Genomic DNA, 21,545 nt, shown 5'->3' with positions numbered 1-21,545 from the left:
GAACGCACCGAGTGCTCACGCATCGTGCTCCAAGCGCTCACCCGGCGTTCACCGGAAGGAATCTCGCGCCGAGAGTCTCGGGGCGTCCTGATGGCCTCCCCGTAGGAGCACACCTCACATGCGATCCCTTCGCACGACCTCCGGCCTCGCGCTCGCCGCGGTGGTCGGGCTCGGCACCCTCTCCGCCGCCCCCGCCCTAGCCACGCCCCGACTGGCCGATGCGGCGGTGAGCCAGCTCGCGACCGTCGCACCGCCGGCCGCCGCGACCGCACTGCGCCAGGCGGTGGACCTGCCCACCGCGGACGTCCTCGACGTCGACTTCCGTGACGGCAAGCCGACCGAGCACGCGCAGGGCCTCGAGCCCACCGTCCACGGCGAGCCGACCCCGGGAGCCGACCTCGGCACCGGCCGCTCGGTCCTGGGCTTCGACGGCACCGACGACGCCATCGGCTACCCGATCCGCGACCAGTTCGCGAAGCTCGAGCAGGGGATGTCGCTGGAGTGCTCGTTCCGGTTCGACGGACCTCGCACGTCCGCAAGCACGGAGGCGGCGCTGTGCTCCTCGAAGGAGTCCGGCGGCTTCGCCACGGTCATGTCCGGCAACGACGTCAACTTCATGATCCACGTCGGCGGCGGCTACAAGAGCGTCCGCGTGCCGATCACCACCGGCACCTGGCACCACACCGTCGCGACGTGGGACGGCACGCGGCTGAAGCTCTACCTGGACGGCGAGCTCGTCCGCGACGTCGCCGCCGCGGGCGCGTTCAAGCACTCGACCGCGGGCGCCGACTCGATGATGCTCGGGGCGGACGTCAGCAACGCGAACAAGCCCCAGTTCTTCGCCCCGGCGACGATGCGCACGACGCGCCTCTACAGCGACCCCCTCACGGCGGAGCAGGTGTCGGCGCTCGCCGAGGCCGACCGCCAGGGGCCGGCGGCCCCGAAGGCCGACGTCCTCGACCTCGACTTCTCGTCCGGCGCACCGGTCGACGGCGCGCAGGGCCTGACGCCACGTACGTTCGGATCGCCCGAGGTGCGCGACGACGCCCCCATGGGCACCAAGGTCGCCCAGTTCGACGGCGCGGGGTCGGCCTACCTCTACCCCTTCGAGGCGCAGTTCCCCAAGCTGGCGAACCAGATGACCGTCGAGTGCGTCTTCAAGTACGACGACGACTTCCAGGCCAGTGGCGTCGAGACGCGCGGCAACCTGTGCGGTGCCAAGGAGGCCGGCGGCTTCGGCGTCGTCATGTACGGCGACAAGCTCTCGTTCAACCCCCACATCGGCGGCGCGTACCGCAACACCGGCACGCAGATCGAGAGCGGCCGCTGGTACCACGCGGTCGGCACGTACGACGGCCAGATGGTCCGGCTCTACGTGAACGGCGTCCTCGCCGCCAGCACCCCAGCGACCGGCGCCCTCAGCTCGCCGAGCGCCGGCGCGCGCAACCTCGTGATCGGCGGCGACGCGAGCGGCCGCGACCGCCCGGCCTTCTTCTCGCCGTCGACGATCAGCCGCGTGCGGGTGTTCAGCGAGGCCGTGGACGCCGAGGGCGTGCTCGCGCTCGGTCGCGACGCCTTCGCGGGCCGCCCGGCGAACTACCGGGTCCAGGTCGGCTCCACGACGCCGGCCGAGGGAGAGCGCCTCACCCGGCGCACCCGCTTCGGCGTCGAGTTCACCAACCCCGAGGGCGTCGGCCGCGACGTCCGGTACGAGCTCGACGGCGACCCGATCGAGCCCGGAGACGAGATCGGCGCCGGCCTCAAGGCCGGAGAGCACGAGATCACGGTGAAGGGTCACGACGTGTTCGGCACGCCGATCGACCACACGACGACCTTCGCGACTGCCAACGTGCCCTCGGCCGGCGGCACCGAGACCGAGCAGGGCGGCGGGTCCGTGCGCCTCTCGGCCAACGCCACGAACCCGTCGGGCGACCGCGTGCGCACCACCTTCCGCGAGGCGGACGTCGTCGTCGCGAAGCAGGGCCGCCAGGGCGTCCTGACCGGCATCCCGAAGGAGCGCGACTTCACGGGCACCGAGGAGAAGGCGATCTCGGACGCGGCGGCCCCCGGCGACGAGACATTCCTCGACTCGCCGTCGACCGCCGAGCTGCCGTTCCAGCAGTTCGACGTCCCGGTCACCTCGAACTCCGACCAGCAGGTGATCTGGAGCGGCCGCGTCGACCCCGCGCGCGAGGTCGTCCTGCGCGTCTGGGACGGGAAGGCCTGGGAGGAGCTCGCCCGCTCGCGCGGCAACGCGGAGGGACAGGTCCAGCTGACCGGAGACCTGCGCAGCCGCCACCGTCACGACGGCACCGTCCCGGTCCTCGTGACAGGCGAGGACCCGTTCGCCGACGACCTGCCGAACGAGGTGAAGAACGCGTTCGAGAAGCCCGGCGACTACGACTTCTCGATCGCGCACGTCACCGACACGCAGTACCTCTCCGAGGGCGCGGTCGAGCAGGAGACCGAGCAGGAGCGCGAGGTCTGGCGCAGCGCCTACCGCGGCATCACCGAGTGGATCGCGGCGAACGCCGACGAGCGCAAGATCGCGTTCACCGCCCACACGGGCGACATCATCGAGAACTGGCACAACGTCGGCTCGGACGAGCCGAACGCGCGCGCCGAGTTCGAGGTCGCCTCGAAGGCGCAGAAGGTCCTCGACGACGCCGGCATGGTCAACACGGTCCTGCCCGGCAACCACGACAACCTCTACGGCACCGACACCGGACCGGACGCGCTCTACAACGACTACTTCGGTCCCGACCGCTACGCCGCGCTCGAGCAGAGCCAGGCGTGGCAGGACGCCAAGGCCGAGTTCACGCCGTGGAAGCCGGGCGACAACAGCAACAACTACGTGCTGTTCAGCGAGGGCGACCTGGACTTCGTCGTCGTGTCGCTCGGGTTCGGCGTCGACGCCGAGGAGACCGCCTGGGCCGACAGCGTGCTCAAGCAGTTCCCGGACCGCAACGCGATCCTGCTGACCCACGCCTACCTCACCCCGAGCGTCAACCCCGACGGTCGCGGCAGCGGCTTCTCGTACGACGGCCGCCAGGTGCTGGACGCCGTCATCAAGAAGAACCCGAACGTCGCCCTCGTCCTGTCCGGACACGAGCACGGCGTCAGCATCGAGCTGCGCCGCGACGTTGCCCGCAAGGGCCACCACGTCGTCGAGCTGCTCGCGGACTACCAGTTCTACAAGGTGAGCTCGGACGAGCTGGGCCTGACGGGCGTCGGCTACGACAGCAACACGCCGCTGCAGTTCGGCTCGTCGTTCTTCCGGCTGCTGCAGTTCGACGTCGACGCCGGCGAGGTCGCCGTCGACACGTACTCGCCACTGCTGGAGAACTTCGGCGCCACCGAGTACGACGACCGCTTCCGCTACAACGGCACCGAGGACGACACGCGCCTGCCGATCAACCTCACGACGCGCAAGACCAGCTTCAGCTCGGACGGCCTCGTCGTGGTCGACCCGACCGACCGCGTGATCGGCGAGCAGACGGTCCGCTCCGGCTGGCCCGCCACGGTGACGTGGGACGGGCTCGAGGAGGGCCGGACCTACGCGTGGCACGCCACGAGCGTCGACGCGGCCTCGGGTGAGGAGCTGCCCGGCGAGGTCAGCCAGATCTCGCTGTTCACGGCGGGCTCCAGCGGCACCGACACGACGGCGCCGACGCTGACCGTCCCGAAGAACGGCTCGGTCGAGCTGAACGCGGCGTTCGACCCGATGGCCGGCGTCTCGGCCGAGGACGCGGTGGACGGCGACGTCACCGAGAAGGTTCAGGTCCTCGGCGAGGTCGACACCGCGAAGCCGGGCACCTACGCGCTGACGTACTCGGTCGCCGACGCGAACGGCAACCAGTCGATGGTGACCCGGATCGTCGAGGTCAAGGGCGCGAAGGCCCCGGTCAACACGGTCCGCCCGAAGGTGAGCGGCTCGCTGCGGGTCGGCTCGATCCTGCGTGCCAGCATCGGCACCTGGTCGAACGTCGAGGCCGCCACGCTCGAGGCGCAGTGGCTGCGGGACGGCCAGCCGATCCGCGGCGCCACGGGCGGCGACTACCGCGTGACCGCGGCCGACATCGGCCGGTCCATCAGCGTGCGCGTGACCGCCACGACGGTGGGCCACCAGCCGGTGACCGCGACCTCGTCGGCCTCCCGCGTCGCGAAGGCCACGGCCACGGTCCGCGCCTCCCTGGCGAAGAAGCGGGTCACGACGAGGCAGCGCGCCGCCGTGCGGGTCCGCGTCGCCGCGCCGGCCAACGCCAACGGCCGGGTCCTCGTGAAGGTGAAGGGCCGCGTCGTCGCCGACGGCGTCGTGCGCAACGGCAAGGTCACGGTCCGGCTGCCGAAGCTGAAGGCGGGCAAGCACCGCCTCGTGATCAGCTACCTCGGCAACGACCGGGTGGGCGCTCGCAGCACCGCCACCACGCTGCGCGTCGTCAAGCGCTGAGGCCGACACGCAGGAGGCCCCGGGGACGCCGTCCCCGGGGCCTTCGCCGTCCCGCCGTCCGCCCCGCGCGCCGCCGTCCGCCCCGCGCGACTTTTGGAACGGGATGCACGCTTTCGTCCGCGCGGACGGTGCAACGCGTTCCAAAAGTCGCCCGCCTGGGCTCAGCGCCCGGGCTCAGCCGCCGATCTCGGCCAGCCGAGGCGCGGTCTTCTCGGCGAACTCGCTGACCCAGCCGACCGGATCCGGCCCGTGCGGCGAGACCGAGACGGACTGGATGCCCAACTCGGCGTAGGCCGCGACGTCCTCGAGGAACTTGTCGGGGTCCTTCACCGCGTCGCCGGGCGACTGCAGCGTGCGCAGGATGTCGGCCGGGTCGCGGCCGACGTCGGCGCAGTGCTGGTCGAGCACCTCGAGCTTGTGCCGGATGACGTCGATGCCGGCCGGGAAGAGGTTGCAGGCGTCGCCGTACTGGGCCACGAAGCGCAGGGTCTTCTTCTCGCCCATGCCGCCGAGCAGGATCGGCGGGTGCGGCTGCTGGATCGGCCGGGGCTGGCAGATCGTCTCGGCCAGCCGGTAGTGCCTGCCCTCGTACGGGCCGTCGTTGTCGCTCCACATCTGGTGGACGATCTGCAGCGTCTCCTCGAGGCGCTCGAACCGCTCCTTCATGTCCGGGTACGGCACGCCGAGGCCGTGGTGCTCGCGCTCGTACCAGGCGGCGCCGAGGCCGAGGATCGCGCGACCGCCCGACAGGACGTCGAGCGTCGTGGCGATCTTGGCCAGCAGGCCGGGATGGCGGTAGGTGACGCCCGTGACGAGCAGGCCCAGCTTGACCCGCTCGGTGATGCCGGCGAGGTAGCCCAGCGAGGTGTAGCCCTCGAGCATGGGGTCCTCGGACTTCCCGACGGTCTCCATCTGGAAGTAGTGGTCCATCAGCGTGACGGCGTCGGCGCCGGCCTGCTCGGCCCGGCGCGCCGTCTCGGCGAGGGTCGGGGCGAGCGACTGCGGCTCGCCCGGGATCGTGAAGTTGTAGACGTGGACACTGAAGCGCATTCCTCAGCGTAGGCACGTCTCCAGCACGGGCGCTATCGCTGCGCGGTCGGTGAGGTCGACGCGGACGGGCTCGAGGACGTCGAGCATCGCCTGGTCCTCGGCGGTGCGATCCCGCTTGGCCGCAAGGGCCGTGCGGATCCCCGCCATCATCGACCGCTCGACGAACGTGAGCCGGTCGCGGTCCATCGCGCCGCGCAGGTGCACCACCTCGAGCCGCTCGCGCAGCGGAGCGTCGAGCTTCGCCGCGACGAGCTCGTCGCGCTTGGTGGTCAGCGCCGGGTCGCTCAGGCCCACCGTCACGAGGACGAACCGGGTCGCCGTCCCCTGCCGCATCGCGTCGCGCAGCAGGTCGCTGCCGCGCAACTGCGGCCCGTAGATCGCCGCGCACAGGACGACGAGGTCCTCGGCCGCCAGCCGGTCGGCGCGGACCCCGTCCGCCGCCACGACGGGCGCCGCGAGTCCCTCGCCGATCCACTCGGCGTACCGGCGGGCGGATCCGTACTTCGAGGCGTGGACGACCAGGCTCATGCCTCGAGGCTAGGACCGCGCCGGGGTCATGTGGGGCGAGAATCCACGGAACGTGAGGCACGTCCCCCGGCGGCTCCCCGCCAGCGCCGGAGCCCGCGAGGGTGGCGAACGCGAGGCCTCCGGAGCGAGGTCGCGCTCAGGGTCGCTTCCGCTCCTTCGAGCCCAGGAAGCGGGCATCGCGATGCTAGTGAGGCTCGCACGGTGCGAGGCAAGAGCCGCGACGCGGGTAGGTTGACCGCGTGACCACGCCCCGCCTGCTGCTCGTGAACGGCCCCAACCTCAACCTGCTCGGCACGCGCGAGCCCGACATCTACGGCTCCGAGACCCTCGCCGACGTCGAGGCGCTCGTGACCGAGGTCGCGACGGCGCACGGCTACGAGGTGCGGGCGGTCCAGAGCAACCACGAGGGGGTGCTGATCGACGCGATCCACGAGGCGCGCCATGACTGCGCCGGCATCGTGATCAACCCCGGCGGCCTGACCCACACCTCGGTCGTGCTGCGCGACGCGCTGTCGGGCGTGGCGCTACCGGTGGCCGAGGTCCACATCAGCGACGTCATCGCGCGCGAGTCGTTCCGCCACCACTCGTACGTCGCGGACGTCGCCGTGGTGCACGTGATCGGGCAGGGCGTGCCCGGCTACCGCACCGCGACCGAGCAGCTCATCGCCCACCTGGGGCGCTGAGGCTCAGGGCAGCTCGATCGTCGGCACGCAGACCTTCACGGCGCGGTTGGCGCGCAGCTGCGTGCCGGCCTTCTTCAAGCCCTGGTAGTTCGAGCCGACGAGGACCGAGACGCCGTCCTCGACCGGGAAGTCGGCCTTGATGCGCTGGACCTTGCCCTTGAACTGGGCCGCCACGAGCCGCACGCGCGGGTCCTGCGGATCGTCCGTGAGCACGGCGACGTTCTTGGGCGTGAGCCTGCCGGGGTTGTTCTGGGCGACGCCGCCGAGGAAGCCGCGGCGCTCGAGGTTGATCTTGACCCGGTTGGCCAGGCCGGCGCGCTTGCTGCCGTTGTAGACGTGCACCATCACGAGGTTGCTGCTGAGCGCCTGGCCCTGCGCGATCGTGCGCACCTCACACGTCGCCTCCTCGGCGACGGGCTCGGGCTCGGCCATGACGAGGTTGGCGCCCAGGAGGGTGCCGGCGACGAAGACGCCGACGGCGCCGGCCACGACGAGACGCTCGGTGGACTTGCTCATGAGTGCTTCCCGATCGTGTGAACGCGCGCGTGCATCATGGTCCGCTGCTGCAGCGCGGCACGCAGGGCGCGGTGCAGGCCGTCCTCGAGGAAGAGCTCGCCGTTCCAGCCGACGACGTGGGCGAACAGGTCGCCGAAGTACGTCGAGTCGTCGTCGAGCAGCGTCGCCAGGTCGAGGGTGGTCTTGGTGGTGGTGAGATCGTCGAGCCGGACCTGGGTGGGCGCGATGGCAGCCCACTGACTCTGGGTCAGTCCATGGTCGGGGTACGGCCGCCCGTCCCCCACGCGGCGAAAGATCACCCGGACAGTCTAAGGGGCGCACCTCGCCCGCGAGGGACCTCGCGCCCGCGCGGGAGTCGCCCCAACGTCCGTCGTCGCGATTAGCCTGAGTCCATGACCCAGCCGGCAGCCGACCCGTCCGCGCACGTCGAGCAGATCCGCGCGGGCTACGCGTTCGACGAGCCCGCCCTCGAGATCGGCGCCCTGGTCGTCGACGGGGCGCCGCGCGCCGACGTCCCGGTCCGGATCCCGTTCCGCATGCTCAACCGGCACGGCCTCGTCGCGGGCGCCACCGGCACGGGCAAGACCAAGACCCTGCAGGTGCTCGCCGAGCAGATCGCCGCCGGCGGCGTGCCCGTGTTCGCGGCGGACATCAAGGGCGACCTGTCGGGGATCGCCTCGCCGGGGACCTCCAGCGAGGCGCTCGTCGAGCGGACGCAGGCGATCGGGCAGGACTGGCGGCCCGCGGCCTCGGCCACCGAGCTGTTCACGCTGGGCGGCCGCGGCACCGGTGTCCCGATCCGCGCCACGGTCGAGGCGTTCGGGCCCGTCCTGCTGGCCAAGGTCCTCGACCTCAACGCCACGCAGGAGTCCTCGCTCGCCCTCGTCTTCCACCACGCCCGCCAGGCCGGGCTGCGGCTGGTCACCCTCGAGGACCTGCGTGCCGTCGTGGCGTACCTCGACAGCGACGACGGCAAGCCCGAGCTCAAGGCGATCGGCGGCCTGTCGAGCGCCACGGTCGGGGTGATCCTGCGCGAGCTGGTGACCTTCGCCGACACCGGCGCCGACGCGTTCTTCGGCGAGCCCTCGTTCGACGTGAGCGACGTCCTGCGCACCACCGAGGACGGGCGCGGCGTCGTCTCGCTGCTCGAGGTCCCCGGCGTGCAGGACCAGCCGCGGCTGTTCTCGACGTTCCTCATGTACCTGCTGCGCGAGCTGTTCGCGACGCTGCCCGAGGTCGGCGACACCGACCGCCCGAAGCTCGTGTTCTTCTTCGACGAGGCGCACCTGCTGTTCAAGGACGCCTCCAAGGACTTCCTCGAGATCGTCGTGCAGACCGTGCGGCTCATCCGCTCCAAGGGCGTCGGGGTGTTCTTCGTGACCCAGACGCCCAAGGACGTCCCCGACGACGTGCTCGCCCAGCTGGGCTCGCGCGTGCAGCACCAGCTGCGCGCCCACACGCCCCAGGACGCGAAGGCGCTCAAGGCCACCGTCTCGACGTATCCGACCTCGGACTACGACCTCGCCGAGGTGCTGACGCAGCTCGCCACGGGCGAGGCGGTCGTGACCGTCATGAACGAGAAGGGCGCGCCGTCGCCCGTCGCGTGGACGCGGGTGCGGGCGCCGCAGGGGTCGATGGACCCCACGCCGGCCGACCGGCTCGCGGCGATCGTCGCCGCCTCGCCGCTGACGGCGAAGTACGCCGCCACGCCCACCGCCGACGGGGCCGCCTCGGTCCTGCGGCAGCGCACGCAGGCCGCAGCCGACGCGGCCGCCGCCGCGGAGGCCGCCGAGGCCGAGCGCAAGCGCGCCGCCGAGGAGTCCGAGCGCCTCGAGAAGGAGCTGGGCCGCGGCACCACGCGCTCGGCGCCCCGGCGACGCTCCACCCGGATGTCCCCCATGGAGAAGGCGATCGGCGAGGCCAGCCGCACCGCCGCCCGCGAGATCGTCAAGGCGATCTTCAGGAAGAGGAGGTGAGTCCCATGGGCTCGACACTGCGGGGAGTCGTCGGCGGCGTCGTCCTGACGACCGGTCTGGTCGCCCCGGTCCTCACGGCGCCCGCCCAGGCGGCCGAGTCGACCTACGTCAAGAAGCGCATCGTCGTCGGCACCACGTCCAAGGGCCGCGAGATCGTCGCGTACTACCGCGGCGACGCCCAGCCGCGGCGCGTCCTGCTCGTCCTCGGCCAGATGCACGGCGACGAGCCGGCGGGGCGCGACACCGCCTTCCAGGTCGCCCGCAAGATGCGACCGCGCGCCGGCACGGGCGTGTGGGTCATCCCCTCGATGAACCCCGACGGCCGGGCTCGCGGGACCCGCACCAACGCGCGCGGCGTCGACCTCAACCGCAACTGGCCCACGAGCGGCTGGATCAAGGGCACCAAGGGCTCGCGCACGTACGGCGGCCCCAAGAAGGGCAGCGAGCGCGAGACGCGCGCCATGATGCGCTTCCTCAAGCGGTACAAGCCCGACTACATCGCCTCGATCCACCAGCCGCTCAAGGGCATCGGCAAGTCCGACAAGGACGTCGCGTTCGAGAAGCGGCTCGCGAAGTACCTCGGCCTCAAGCGCAAGTACTTCGGCGTCGCGCAGGGCAAGGGGACCTCGCCCACGCTCACCGGCTGGTACAACCGCTACCTCGGGCGGCACGGCACGGCGATCACGATCGAGTACGGCGCCAGGCCCTCGAAGAAGTACCGGACGTCCACGGCCGCGCGCGGGATCATGCGGGCGGCGCGGGTCGACCGCTAGGGACGAAAGGACCCCTCGCGCACCCGACAGGGATCACTGACCCTTGCTGCATTCCTGCCCTGGGGGAGTTGGGTGATGTGCCGCCACGCGAGGGGCTGGTCCCAGCATACGGGTTCGGCTCCAGCCCCGTGACGGACCCCGGCCCGCGGACCTGCACAGGATCTTCACGATTCGTCCCCGCTTCCTGACGAGTCAGGCTCCTAGGTTGGGGGCATGGCTGCACGCATCCTGCTCGTCGAGGACGAGCCGACCATCGGGGCCGCCGTCGCGGACCGCCTGACCGCCCACGGGCACGAGGTCGTGCGGGCGTGGGACGGTCCCGGTGGCGTCGCGGCGTTCGAGGAGCACCGGCCCGACCTCGTCGTGCTCGACGTCATGCTGCCCGGCTTCGACGGCCACGAGGTCTGCCGGCGCATCCAGGCGGTCCGGCCCGTGCCGGTGCTCATGCTGACCGCGCGTGACGACGAGGCCGACGTGCTGGTCGGCCTCGCGGTCGGCGCCGACGACTACCTCACCAAGCCGTTCCGGATGCGCGAGCTCGTCGCCCGGGTCTCCGCGCTGCTGCGCCGCGTGGACCGCGCGGCCGAGCTGGCCGCCTCGACCACACCGTCCGTGCGCTCGTGGGACGGCCTGCGGATCGACACCGGCGCGCGGCGCGTGTGGGTCGACGACGCCGAGGTCCACCTGACGCCCACCGAGTTCGACCTCCTCGTGTGCCTGGCCGCCGCACCCGGCGACGTGCTGTCGCGCGAGCGGCTGCTCGCCGAGGTGTGGGGCTGGAACGACGCGTCCGGCACCCGCACCGTGGACTCCCACATCAAGGGACTGCGCGCCAAGATCGGCGGCGACCGCGTCCGCACGGTGCACGGCGTCGGCTACGCCCTCGAGGTCGGAGCCCCGCGATGAACGAGCGCCCGCTGGACGCCGTCGGATCGGTCAAGGTCAAGCTCGGGCTGCTCGTGGCCGTGAGCGTCGTCGTCGCGTCGGTCGTCGCGACCGTCGGCTCCGAGGGCGGCGTGCCGGTGTGGCTGAGCGTCCCGGTCACGATCGCGCTGGCCCTGGCTGTGACCCAGCTGCTCGCGACCGGCATGACCTCGCCCCTGCGGCAGATGACGGTCGCGGCGGCGCGGATGGCGCGCGGCGACCACCGCAGCCGGATCACGGACACTTCCCGGGATGAGATCGGCGAGCTGGCCCGCGCCTTCAACAAGATGGCCGCCGACCTCGAGCAGGTCGACCGCCAGCGCCGTGACCTCGTCGCGAACGTGAGCCACGAGCTGCGCACGCCCCTGACGGCGATGTGCGCGCTGCTGGAGAACCTCGCCGACGGCGTCAGTGAGCCCGATCCCGCCGCGCTCAGGGCGGCCCTCGCGCAGGCCGAGCGGCTGTCGGACCTCGTCGCGGACCTGCTGGACCTCTCGCGGGTCGACGCGGGCGCCGTGCCGCTGGAGCTCGAGTCCGTCGCCGTGCGCGACCTGCTCGAGTCGGCTGCGGCCGAGTTCCAGTACGGCGACCGTGACGTCACGGTCGCGGTGGACGCCGACGCCGACCTGACCGTCGAGGCGGACGCGGCCCGGCTGCACCAGCTGGTGGCGAACCTCGTCGACAACGCGACGCGCCACAGTCCCGCGGGCGGCACCGTCTCGCTGCGAGCCGAGCGCCAGGACGGCGCGTGGGTCCTGGAGGTCACCGACGAGGGTCCCGGCGTGGCCCCGTCCGACCGCGAGCAGGCGTTCGAGCGCTTCGGCACGCTCACCGAGACCGAGGGCGGCGGCGGCACGGGCCTGGGCCTGGCCATCGCGCGCTGGGTCACCGACCTGCACCACGGCTCGATCCACTTCGTCGACCCGGCCCCCGGCCGGAACGGCGCGCGCGTGCGGGTCACCCTGCCCGTCGCCCCGACCCGCACCCCCGTCCCGAAGGAGACCTCCGTGCCCGTCACCACCCCTCCCCCGCCCCCTCCCACCACGATGGCGCCCGTGCCGTCGATGACCGACTCGCTCTTCGGCCACTTCTGGCCCGACCCCGGCGTGGCCGGCCGTCCCCGGCTGCTCGCGTGGGCGATCGGCGTGGGCGTGCTGGCCGGCATCGCGCTGCCGTTCAACGACTTCGGCGTGGGCACCTTCCTCGTGCTGATGACCGCCGGGCTGCTGCTGCTGTTCGCGAGCCCGCGCCGGCGCGAGCCGTTCGTCGTCGGCTGCGCGGTGCTGTGCACGGCGCTCGCGGCGACGGCCCTGTTCCGCGAGGCCGACTGGATCGTCCTGCTGTGCCTGCTGGCCGGCGGCGCCGTCACCACGGCGGCGCTCGTGGACGCGCGACGGGTCCCGGCGTTCGTGCTCGCCACGGCGGCCTGGCCGCTCGCGGGACTGCGAGGCGTGCCGTGGCTCGGCCGCACGCTGCGGATGCTGACGGGCACGGGCGGCGGGATCGCCGTGGTGCGCACGGTCCTGTGGTCGCTGCTCGGCCTCGTGGTGTTCGCGTTCCTGTTCATGTCGGCCGACGCCCTGTTCGCCGAGTGGCTCGGGGCGCTGCTGCCCGACCTCGGCTCGACCGACTTCGTCGTGCGCATCTTCGTCGCGGTGGCGATCGGCGGCATCGCGCTGGCCGGTGCGTACCTCGCCCTGAACCCGCCTGCGGTCGACGCCGTGCAGTGGGAGAGCCGGCCCGTCGCGAAGCGCTTCGAGTGGCTCGTGCCGGTCCTCGTGGTGGACGCGGTCTTCGTGGCCTTCCTGGTGTCGCAGGCCGCCGCGATCTTCGGCGGGCGCGACTACTTCGAGCGCACGACGGGCCTGACGTACGCCGAGTACGTGCACCAGGGCTTCGGCCAGCTGACGGTCGCGACGGCCCTCACGCTGTTCGTGGTGTGGGTCGCCTCGCGCAAGGCGCCGCGCGAGACCGCGTCGGACCGGGCGTGGATCCGGGGCGCGCTGGGGGCGCTGTGCGTCATGACCCTCGTGGTGGTGGTCTCGGCCCTGCACCGGATGAGCCTGTACCAGGAGGCGTACGGCTTCACCCAGCTGCGACTGCTGGTCGACGTGTTCGAGGGCTGGCTGGGCCTGCTCGTGCTGGCGACGCTCGCGACGGGCTGGCGCCTGCGCGGCACGTGGCTGCCGCGCTTCGGCCTGGTCAGCGGCGCGGCCCTGCTGCTGGGGATCGCGGTGATCAACCCGGACGCGTGGATCGCCGACCACAACCTGGACCGCTACGAGTCCACCGGCAAGGTCGACTGGTACTTCCTGTCGCAGCTCTCGGACGACGCGGTGCCCACGCTCGACGCGCGCCTGGAGGGCGCCGACCGGGCCTGCGTGCTGAGCGCCGAGCGTCTCGACGAGGAGGGGCTCCTGGAGTGGAACCTGGGCCGGGCGCGGGCGGAGTCCGTGGGCCTGGAGACGACCACCCTGGGCCCCACGACCGAGCCCTGCGCGAGCCGGTCGCGGGACTGAGGGGCGCCGGCCCCGGCCCGATTGGCCCGGCGCGGTGGTCGCACCGTAGACTCCTCGGCGGAGGATTCGCATAGTGGCCTAGTGCGCTCGCTTGGAAAGCGGGTTGAGTGAAAGCTCTCAGGGGTTCGAATCCCCTATCCTCCGCCACCAAGGACGAAGCCAGCGGGCAGTCGCACCAACGCGACGCCGCTGGTTTCGTCTTTCTCAGCCAGGGCGGAGGCTTGCCCTTGCCAGGAAGGCTGAGGTCGAAGCCAGCCACGACCCAGCCTCCGCGCACCCCACCCGCAGCAACTTCCGGAACGCCTTCCACCCTTCCCCGCGGCAAGCCCGTGGAACCCGCTCCAGAAGTCGCCCAGGCCAGCCCCCCGGAACACCCCAGCCCCGAAAACCGTTGACCCGGACATGCGTGGTGAATACAAGGTCCTCGGAGGCAAGCTCGTCGCGGTCGACCTCGAGGTGGAGAACGGCAGGCTCGCGGACGTCAGCGTCTCGGGCGACTTCTTCCTCGAGCCGGAGGAGGCGCTGTTCGACGTGAACGCCGCCCTGACCGGCCTGTCGGTGGACGCGTCGGTCGAGCAGCTGACCTCGGCGATCGAGGCGGCGGTCGGTCGCGACACGGCGTTCATCGGGTTCTCGCCCGAGGCCGTCGGCATCGCGGTCCGTCGCGCGCTCGGCAAGGCGACCGGCTGGGACGACCACACGTTCGACGTGATCGGCCCGCGCGTCATGGACCCGGCGATGCACGTCGCCCTGGACGAGATCATCGGCCGCGAGGTCGCGGCCGGCACCCGCCCGCCGACGCTGCGGATCTGGGACTGGGACAGCCCGCTCGTGGTCATGGGCTCGTTCCAGAGCTACGTGAACGAGATCGATCCCGAGGGCGCCGCGAAGCACGGCATCAACGTCGTGCGCCGCGTCTCGGGCGGCGGCGCGATGTTCATGGAGCCGGGCAACTGCATCACGTACTCGCTGGTGGTGCCGCAGTCGCTGGTCGAGGGCCTCAGCTTCGAGCGCTCGTACTCGTTCCTGGACGACTGGATCATCGAGGCGCTCGGCGAGGTCGGCGTGAAGGCGCACTTCGTCCCGCTCAACGACATCGCCAGCGAGAAGGGCAAGATCGGCGGCGCGGCGCAGAAGCGGTTCGCGGCCGGCTCGGTGCTGCACCACGTGACGATGGCCTACGACATCGACGCGGACAAGATGACCGAGGTGCTGCGGATCGGCCGCGAGAAGATGAGCGACAAGGGCACCCGCTCGGCCAACAAGCGCGTCGACCCCATGCGCTCGCAGACCGGCATGACCCGCGACGCGATCATCGAGTCGTTCCTGCAGACGTTCCGCCGCCGCTACGCGACGCAGGAGGCGGACTACAGCGAGGCCGAGCTCACCGAGGCCAAGCGCCTCGTCGACGAGAAGTTCTCCACGCGGGAGTGGACGCACCGCGTGCCGTGAGCCTCAGGTGATCTCGATACGCCGGCTCGTTCCTCGCCGAGCTACTCGATCACCGGTGGTCGAGTGCGCCGCGAGGAACGAGCGGCGTGTATCGAGACCACTGCCGAGAAACGACGAGACCCGCCACCCCACAGGGGGTGGCGGGTCTGTCGTGTGAGCGGTGTCAGCCGATCGGGTCGAAGACGTCGTGGTCGCCGACCGTGGCCGCGAGGCGGGCCTTGTGGAACTCGCCGTCGCCGATGAGGTGCTCGATGGCGATGAGGCGGCTGGCGTAGTGGCCGACCGAGTACTCGGCGGTCATGCCGATGCCGCCGTGCAGCTGGATCGAGTCCAGGCCGATGTGGCGACCGGCCACGCTGACCTGCAGCGCAGAGTGCGATGCCGCGGTGGCCAGCTGCTCGGGCGTGGTGGCCTCGTCGGCCGCGACGATCGTGGCCCACGTGATGGTGCTGCGGGCCAGCTCGAGCGCGACGTACATGTCCGCGGCGCGGTGGTTGAGCGCCTGGAACGTGTTGAGCGTGACGCCGAACTGCTTGCGCGTCTTGAGGTAGCCGACCGTGGTGGTCAGGGCCGTCTCCATCGCACCGAGCGCCTCGTGGGCGTAGGCGATGCGAGCGCGGTCCAGCGCGACCCCGATGGCGCCGGTCTGGTCGCCGCCGGCGCCCAGCGGGACGGCCGGGGTGTCGGCGAACGTGACCGTGGCGGCGCGCGAGCCGTCGTTCGTCACGGTGGTCTCGACGGCGGTGGCGCCGTCGACCAGGAAGACGCCGGTGCCGCCCTCGGGCAGCGCCGCCGTCACGAGCAGCACGTCGGCACGCTCGGCCTGCACGACGGGCGCCTTGACGCCGTTGAGCTTGCCGTCGGCGTACGTGACGCCGGAGGCCTGCGCGGTCCAGCGACGACCGGGCTCGAGCCACGCCAGGATCGGCAGGACCTCGCCGCCGGCGATGGCGTCGACGTACTGCTTCTTCTGGTCGTCGCTGCCGAGCGCGTCGATCAGGCCGCCGGCCAGGACGATCGCCTCGACGAACGGGTCCGGCGCGATGACCTTGCCCAGCTCCTCGGCCGCCAGCGAGACCTCGACGGGCGTGGCCTCGAACGGCAGGCTCAGCACGCCCATCTCGGCGAGCTGCTCCCAGGCGGCGAAGCCGGGATCGGACTTGGTGACCTCACGACGCGTCTCGGACGAGTCGTAGACGTTGGTGATCAGGCCGCGGACGGCCTTGACGAGAGCCTTCTGCTCGGAGTCGATGGTGAAGTCCATGTCACAGTCCCAGGATCGTGCCGGCGATGATCTGGCGCTGGATCTCGTTGGATCCGCCGTAGATCGACACCTTGCGGTTGTTGAGGAAGACGCGGGTGTCGCGGCTCGTGATCGCCGCGGGACCCTCGAGGTCGACGAGCAGGTCCGAGACCGCCTGCGTCAGCTGCGAGCCCTTGATCTTCAGGACGCTGGACGCCGGGTGCGGCTTGTCGCCCGACGAGCCGGCGGCGACGCGCAGGGCCGTGAGCTCGAGCGCCGTCAGCTGGTTCTCGATGTCGGCGATGCGCGAGGCGTACTGCTCGAACACGCCGAGCTCCTTGGCCTTCTTCTTGGCCGAGGCCAGGTGCAGCTGGCTGTCGCCGACGCGGGCGATGCCGACGCGCTCGTTGCCGAGCAGGAACTTCGCGTACGTCCAGCCCTTGTTCTCCTCGCCGACGAGGTTCTCGACGGGGACGCGCACGTTGTCGAAGAAGACCTCGTTGACCTCGTGGCCGCCGTCGATGAGCTCGATCGGGCGGACCGTCAGGCCCTCGGACTTCATGTCGATCAGCAGGAAGCTGATGCCCATCTGCTTCTTCGGCGCGTTGGGATCGGTGCGCACGAGCGTGAAGATCCAGTCGCCGTACTGTCCGAGCGTGGTCCACGTCTTCTGGCCGTTGACGACGTAGTGGTCGCCGTCGCGCACGGCGGTGGTGCGCAGGCCGGCGAGGTCGGAGCCGGCGTCGGGCTCGGAGAAGCCCTGGCTCCACCAGATGTCGAGGTTGGCGGTGGCGGGCAGGAAGCGCTCCTTGAGCTCCTGCGACCCGAAGGTCGCGATGACCGGGCCGACCATCGAGGCGTTGAACGCCAGCGGCGGCATGACGCCGGCCAGCTGCATCTCCTCGTGCCAGATGTGGCGCTGGAGCTGGGTCCAGTCCTTGCCGCCCCACTCGACGGGCCAACCGGGCACGGCCAGGCCGCCGGCGTTGAGGGCCTGCTGGGAGCGCACGATCATGTCGCGCGTGAGGTCGCCGCGGTTGATCACGGCATCGCGGATGTCCTGGGGGACCTGGGTGGTGAAGAACTCCCGCATCTCTTCACGGAAGGCCTGGTCCTCGGCTGACAGCTGAAGTCTCATGGTGCCCTTTCGCACTAAGCGCTTGCTTAGCCCCGAGACTACTGTGCAACTCGCATTGACACCAGTGAGTCACTTCCGCCGGGACTTGGCCCGGAACGGGCCCACGAGACGCGGTCCGGAGAGCCGCCGCTCGAGGCGTCGGGTCTCCTTCCGCAGCGGCTGTGCGGCGTACTCGCCGAGGATCACGCCGGCCGCCAGCGCGACGGCCACGGCGGTCGCGGTGATGCCGGCGAAGATGCCCGAGAGGTTCTCCTCGGCGAGCTGGGCCAGCGACCGGTAGATCGTCAGGCCGGGCAGCAGCGGGACGATGCCCGGCACCACGAGGACGAGCGCGGGCACCCGCAGCCAGCGCGACGCCGGATAGCTGGCCACACCGATGAGGAAGGCCGCGATGCCGGCGGCCCACGGCCGGTCGAGGCCGTTCTGGAACATCGCCGAGGACAGCGCGCCGGCCCCGGCGCCGATGGCGGCGGTCGCCGGGACCGACGACCACGGCGCGTAGCACTGCACCGCGAAGCCGGCCGCCGCGATGCCGGCGCCGATCGTGACGTACGGCAGGTGCGACAGGTCGGGCCAGTTCGTGCCCGAGCCGAGGTCGACCCCCAGGGCGCTCCCGACGAGGATCCCGCCCGAGACGCCGGCGACGATGCCGCCCGTCGCGAGGATGACCTCGAGCAGCCGGGCCACGGCCGTGAGGTGGTAGCCGGTCAGCGCGTCCTGGATCGAGCCCATGAGGCCCAGCCCGGCCAGCAGCACGACGATGTTGGCCGCGATGACGAGCGACGGCGGCGACGGCACGGACGCGGCGGCCGCCAGCACGGCGATGAGCGAGGCGCACAGCCCGCCCATGACCTGGATGTAGAACTCGGGCAGCCGGCGCACGTCCATGGGCCGGCGCAGCAGCTCGATCGCGACCGCGGCGAGGAAGGCGATGGCCACGACGAGCGCGTCGCCGCCCAGCATCAGCGCGACACCCGCACCGACCGAGCCGGACGCCGCCGTGACGACCCAGCGCGGCCGGGCGTGACCACTGGACGAGATCTGGCCGAGCCGAACGCGGGCCTCGTCGAGGTCGATCTCGTCGGCGAGCAGGTCGGCCACGAGGCGGTCGATCGCGGTGACGTCCTCGAAGTCGGTCTCGCGCCGCACGACGTTGCGACGCAGGATCAGCGGCGGCTCGTCCAGCTGCTGGTCGTGGACCATCGTCAGCATGATGTGCGTGACGTCCACGTAGGTCCCCCGCAGGCCGAGGTGCCGCGCGATCGACGCCATCGTCGCCGAGACGTCCGCCGTGCCGGCGCCGTTGGACAGCAGCATCTCGCCGATCCGCAGGGCCAGGTCCATGATCCGGAGGGTCTGCGATGCCGAGTTGCTCATGCCTCCACCTTTCCCGAGAGCGCGCGACGGCGGGCGGGACCGAAGCCCCGCCCGCCGCCGAGCCCGCGTGTTCCGTCCGGGATCACGCCCTGTTCAGCACCTTCTTCACGAACGGCCGGCCCTGCTTCCAGCCCAGCTGGCCCACGTAGAGCCACTTGGGACCCTCGCCGCGCGTGAACTGCCTCGCGGGCTCCTGGCCGTTCCAGAACAGGACCCAGCCCGAGACGCCCGGGGCGGCCTGGGCGTTGCCCCAGCCACGCGTGTTCGTGCTCTTCGGGAACGACAGGCGCGTCGGCTTGATCGCGTTCCACGACCGCCACGGGTTCTTCGCCTGGCGGTACTGCGTCCAGTACCGGTCGTGCGTGCCGTACCAGCCCCAGGACGTGAACAGCGTGTACGTGCCCGCCCGGTAGATGAGCGAGGGGTTCTCCTCGATGTACTTGTGCCGCTTCGAGGTCAGCTGGATGCTGCGGCCGTTCGCGTGGACCGGGTTGGCCGCGATGCGGTTGGGCGTGGTCGGGTTGAGCGCCAGCATCCGGATCGTGGTGTGCCACATCGTCCTGGCCTGGCCCACCTTGCCGCGGTAGCTGTGCGAGGTCTTGTAGGTCAGCACGGTCTGGCCGTTGACGACGGACGGCGTCGCGTCGATCAGGCTCGTCCGGCCCTCGTTGCGGATGACGTCCTGCGCCCTGGTGCCGCTGCCCTTGAAGCACGCGATGGGGCGCGGGTCGGGCACGTACGGGCCGATCGCGCGGGACGCGGTGCCCGTGCCGATGCAGCGGGCGTGCTTCGTCCCGGGCACGAGCGCGGAGTAGAACACGACCCAGCGGCCGTCGCGGCCCTTGATGATCGACGGCGCCCAGACGCCGCGGCGCGGCTTGCCCTTGGCCGGCTTGGCCCACGCGGGCGTCTTGGTCAGCAGCGTCGTCGAGGTGCGCTTCCACGGCCCGTTCGGCTTGGAGGCGGTCGCGAACGCACCGCGCGCGTTCCACCCCGTGGTGTGGGTCATGACGTAGACCGAGCCGTCCTTCGCGACGCCCGGGTTGGCCCACTTCGTCAGGATCGGCGGCCGCGGGTCGGCGGCGTGTGCCGACGGCGCCACGAGCGCTCCGGTGACCAGGACGGTCAGGGCCGTGGCCCCGGCCGCCGCGAGCCGCGTGTGCAGGTGCTTCATGCGTTTCCCTCCCCCGTTGAGCGGGCCGGACCGGCCCACCGGGATTCTAGACGCGCCGGGCCGCCCGCGCGGATCGACGAACACCGTCGGCGAGGGCGCCTAGGGTGGGCGAGGCGGACGACGGAGGAGGAAGCGTGGAGAGCTGGAGCCGGGACATCCTGGGGGACCCGTACGAGCGGCTGACGATCGACCTCGGCGAGGACCCCGACGGCGAGGGACCCATCGACGCCACGCTCGTCCGGCGCCGGCACGAGGGCGAGCCGCGCGCCGTCATGATCTACGTGCACGGCTTCTCGGACTACTTCTTCCAGACCGAGCTGGCGGACTTCTACGCCGAGCGCGGCTACGCGTTCTACTCGCTCGACCTGCGCAAGTGCGGCCGCTCGCTGCACCCCGGCCAGACGCCGCACTACGTCTCGGACCTCGCGCTCTACGACGCCGAGCTCGACGAGGCCCTGCGGATCGTGCGCGCCGAGGTCCCCGACGTGCCGATCGTGCTGTCGGCGCACTCCACGGGCGGGCTGATCCTGCCGCTGTGGCTCGACCGGATGAACCTCACGCCCACCGGAACCCGCGGCCGGGGCATCGCCGGCCTCGTCCTCAACAGCCCGTGGTTCGACCTGCAGGGGGCCGCGTGGATGCGCAGCGTCGGCACCCAGGCGATCCGGGCGTTCTCGAAGGTCCGCCCCCGCGACCGCATGAGGCTGCCCGTCGTCGACTCCTACGGCGTGAGCCTGCACCGCGAGCACGGCGGCGAGTGGGAGTACGACGTCGCCTGGAAGCCGCTGGAGGGCTTCCCCGTGACGTTCGGCTGGATGACCGCGATCCGGCGCGGCCACGCCCAGCTGCACCGCGGCCTCGACATCGGCGTCCCGTCCCTCGTGCTGCGCTCGCACCGCACGTGGTTCAGCCGCCAGCACCACCCCAACACCGACACGGCGGACGCGGTGCTCGACGTGCGTCAGATCGGCCGCTGGGCGGGATGCCTCGGTGGCGACGTCACGTCGCTGCAGGTCCGCGACGCCCGCCACGACGTCTATCTCTCGAACGCCGAGCCGCGCGCCGAGGCCTACCGGCTGACCTCCGAGTGGCTCGAGCGCTGGATCCCGTGAGCCGCACGATCGGGTTCGACCTGGACATGACGCTCATCGACTCGCGTCCGGGCATCCGGGCCGTGTACGAGGAGCTGTCGCGCCAGACGGGCGTCTTCATCGACGCCGAGCTGGCGGTCTCGCGCCTGGGGCCGCCGCTCACGTGGGAGCTCGAGCACTGGTTCCCCGCCGAGGCCGTGCCCGAGATGTTCACGCGGTACCGCGCGATGTACCCCGAGATCGCCGTGCCGCGCGTGCTCGCGATGCCGGGCGCCGCCGAGGCCCTCGAGGCCGCCGGCCGGCTCGGGCGCGCGATCGTCATCACCGCCAAGGCCGGCCCCAACGCGGCCCTGCACCTGGACCACCTGGGCCTGCCGCACGACGCGGTCATCGGCGACGCCTGGCGCGAGCAGAAGGCCGAGGTCCTGGTGCGCGAGGGCGCCGACACGTACGTCGGCGACCACGTGCACGACATGGACGCGGCCCGCATCGCGGGCGTCGCGGGCATCGGCGTCCCGTCCGGGCCGTGCTCGGCCGACGAGCTGCGCGAGGCGGGTGCCGCGCACGTGGTCTCGTCGCTGCTGGAGGTCCCGGCGCTGCTCGCCGCGTGAGTCCGCAACGGGCGCTGACGGCTGTCAGGCCCGGCGTCTA

The 21,545-nt window shown here is 71.7% G+C and carries 17 protein-coding genes, 1 tRNA gene and 1 other RNA gene; 10 read left to right on the top strand and 9 right to left on the bottom strand.

Translation table 11 applies throughout. The annotated features are described in order from the left end of the window. Positions 1 to 118 precede the first annotated feature (118 nt). Positions 119 to 4,450, top strand: coding sequence for a LamG-like jellyroll fold domain-containing protein (locus AB3M81_RS12035; protein ID WP_412904148.1), 4,332 nt, complete (start codon positions 119 to 121; stop codon positions 4,448 to 4,450). Positions 4,451 to 4,624: 174 nt separating this feature from the next. Here the strand turns inward: AB3M81_RS12035 and AB3M81_RS12030 are convergent, their stop codons facing one another. After that, complete coding sequence (locus tag AB3M81_RS12030) at positions 4,625 to 5,500, bottom strand: LLM class F420-dependent oxidoreductase (RefSeq protein ID WP_412904147.1); 876 nt, start codon at positions 5,498 to 5,500, stop codon at positions 4,625 to 4,627. Between the two features lie 3 nt (positions 5,501 to 5,503). Then, positions 5,504 to 6,028 carry a flavodoxin domain-containing protein gene (locus AB3M81_RS12025; RefSeq protein ID WP_412904146.1) on the bottom strand — a complete coding sequence of 175 codons (525 nt, stop codon included), beginning with the start codon at positions 6,026 to 6,028 and terminating at the stop codon, positions 5,504 to 5,506. Positions 6,029 to 6,267: 239 nt separating this feature from the next. On the opposite strand from AB3M81_RS12025, the gene aroQ reads away from it, so the two are divergent. Continuing rightward, positions 6,268 to 6,711 carry a type II 3-dehydroquinate dehydratase gene (aroQ, locus tag AB3M81_RS12020; RefSeq protein WP_412904145.1) on the top strand — a complete coding sequence of 148 codons (444 nt, stop codon included), beginning with the start codon at positions 6,268 to 6,270 and terminating at the stop codon, positions 6,709 to 6,711. Positions 6,712 to 6,714: 3 nt separating this feature from the next. Here aroQ and AB3M81_RS12015 read toward each other — a convergent pair whose 3' ends face one another. Together AB3M81_RS12015 and AB3M81_RS12010 are read right to left on the bottom strand one after the other, a co-directional pair. After that, entirely contained in the window at positions 6,715 to 7,227 is a 513-nt protein-coding gene (locus AB3M81_RS12015; protein WP_412904144.1) for a LytR C-terminal domain-containing protein, read from the bottom strand. Beyond that, complete coding sequence (locus AB3M81_RS12010) at positions 7,224 to 7,526, bottom strand: type II toxin-antitoxin system VapB family antitoxin (RefSeq protein WP_412904143.1); 303 nt, start codon at positions 7,524 to 7,526, stop codon at positions 7,224 to 7,226. The genes AB3M81_RS12015 and AB3M81_RS12010 overlap by 4 nt, the downstream gene beginning before the upstream one ends. Positions 7,527 to 7,619: 93 nt before the next feature. Between AB3M81_RS12010 and AB3M81_RS12005 the strand changes: the two genes are divergently transcribed. Further along, on the top strand, positions 7,620 to 9,203 hold the full coding sequence (locus AB3M81_RS12005) for a helicase HerA-like domain-containing protein (RefSeq protein ID WP_412904142.1): 1,584 nt from the start codon (positions 7,620 to 7,622) through the stop codon (positions 9,201 to 9,203). 5 nt (positions 9,204 to 9,208) lie between these two features. Beyond that, a complete protein-coding gene (locus AB3M81_RS12000; protein WP_412904141.1) occupies positions 9,209 to 9,976 on the top strand; it encodes a M14 family zinc carboxypeptidase in 768 nt (255 codons plus the stop codon). Positions 9,977 to 9,979: 3 nt separating this feature from the next. Here AB3M81_RS12000 and ffs read toward each other — a convergent pair. Then, positions 9,980 to 10,076, bottom strand: an RNA gene (gene ffs, locus AB3M81_RS11995) — signal recognition particle sRNA small type. A 113-nt stretch (positions 10,077 to 10,189) separates the two neighbouring features. Here ffs and AB3M81_RS11990 point away from each other — a divergent pair. The 4 genes from AB3M81_RS11990 (at position 10,190) to lplAB (ending at position 14,871) form a co-directional block, all read left to right on the top strand. Further along, positions 10,190 to 10,882, top strand: coding sequence for a response regulator transcription factor (locus tag AB3M81_RS11990; protein ID WP_412904140.1), 693 nt, complete (start codon positions 10,190 to 10,192; stop codon positions 10,880 to 10,882). Then, a complete protein-coding gene (locus AB3M81_RS11985; protein WP_412904139.1) occupies positions 10,879 to 13,419 on the top strand; it encodes a DUF4153 domain-containing protein in 2,541 nt (846 codons plus the stop codon). The genes AB3M81_RS11990 and AB3M81_RS11985 overlap by 4 nt, the downstream gene beginning before the upstream one ends. A 59-nt stretch (positions 13,420 to 13,478) precedes the next feature. Further along, a tRNA-Ser gene (locus tag AB3M81_RS11980) sits at positions 13,479 to 13,566 on the top strand. Positions 13,567 to 13,821: 255 nt separating this feature from the next. Continuing rightward, positions 13,822 to 14,871 (top strand): lipoate-protein ligase LplAB, encoded by a 1,050-nt coding sequence (gene lplAB / locus AB3M81_RS11975; RefSeq protein ID WP_412904138.1) that lies wholly within the window; start codon positions 13,822 to 13,824, stop codon positions 14,869 to 14,871. Between the two features lie 163 nt (positions 14,872 to 15,034). On the opposite strand, the gene AB3M81_RS11970 is transcribed toward lplAB, so the two are convergent. The 4 genes from AB3M81_RS11970 to AB3M81_RS11955 all read right to left on the bottom strand — a co-directional run bounded on the left by AB3M81_RS11970 (position 15,035) and on the right by AB3M81_RS11955 (position 19,803). Next, positions 15,035 to 16,135, bottom strand: a complete 1,101-nt coding sequence (locus AB3M81_RS11970) for an acyl-CoA dehydrogenase family protein (RefSeq protein ID WP_412904137.1) — start codon at positions 16,133 to 16,135, stop codon at positions 15,035 to 15,037. A 1-nt stretch (position 16,136) separates the two neighbouring features. After that, positions 16,137 to 17,252 (bottom strand): acyl-CoA dehydrogenase family protein, encoded by a 1,116-nt coding sequence (locus tag AB3M81_RS11965; RefSeq protein WP_412904136.1) that lies wholly within the window; start codon positions 17,250 to 17,252, stop codon positions 16,137 to 16,139. A gap of 69 nt (positions 17,253 to 17,321) precedes the next feature. After that, the gene (locus tag AB3M81_RS11960; RefSeq protein WP_412904135.1) at positions 17,322 to 18,629 is read right to left on the bottom strand and encodes a threonine/serine exporter family protein; all 1,308 of its coding nucleotides are present in this window, start codon (positions 18,627 to 18,629) and stop codon (positions 17,322 to 17,324) included. Between the two features lie 82 nt (positions 18,630 to 18,711). Beyond that, positions 18,712 to 19,803: a glycoside hydrolase family protein gene (locus AB3M81_RS11955; protein WP_412904134.1), complete on the bottom strand. Its 1,092-nt coding sequence runs from the start codon at positions 19,801 to 19,803 to the stop codon at positions 18,712 to 18,714. 134 nt (positions 19,804 to 19,937) lie between these two features. Between AB3M81_RS11955 and AB3M81_RS11950 the strand changes: the two genes are divergently transcribed. Both AB3M81_RS11950 and AB3M81_RS11945 read left to right on the top strand, forming a co-directional pair. Beyond that, positions 19,938 to 20,915 carry an alpha/beta hydrolase gene (locus AB3M81_RS11950; protein ID WP_412904133.1) on the top strand — a complete coding sequence of 326 codons (978 nt, stop codon included), beginning with the start codon at positions 19,938 to 19,940 and terminating at the stop codon, positions 20,913 to 20,915. Next, positions 20,912 to 21,505 (top strand): HAD family hydrolase, encoded by a 594-nt coding sequence (locus AB3M81_RS11945; RefSeq protein WP_412904132.1) that lies wholly within the window; start codon positions 20,912 to 20,914, stop codon positions 21,503 to 21,505. Before AB3M81_RS11950 ends, AB3M81_RS11945 begins: the two co-directional genes overlap by 4 nt. The last annotated feature ends 40 nt before the right edge of the window (positions 21,506 to 21,545 follow it).

This window comes from Aeromicrobium jepli, from assembly GCF_047246605.1.
Lineage (GTDB): Bacteria > Actinomycetota > Actinomycetes > Propionibacteriales > Nocardioidaceae > Aeromicrobium.
This window is presented reverse-complemented; position numbering and strand designations above follow the sequence as displayed.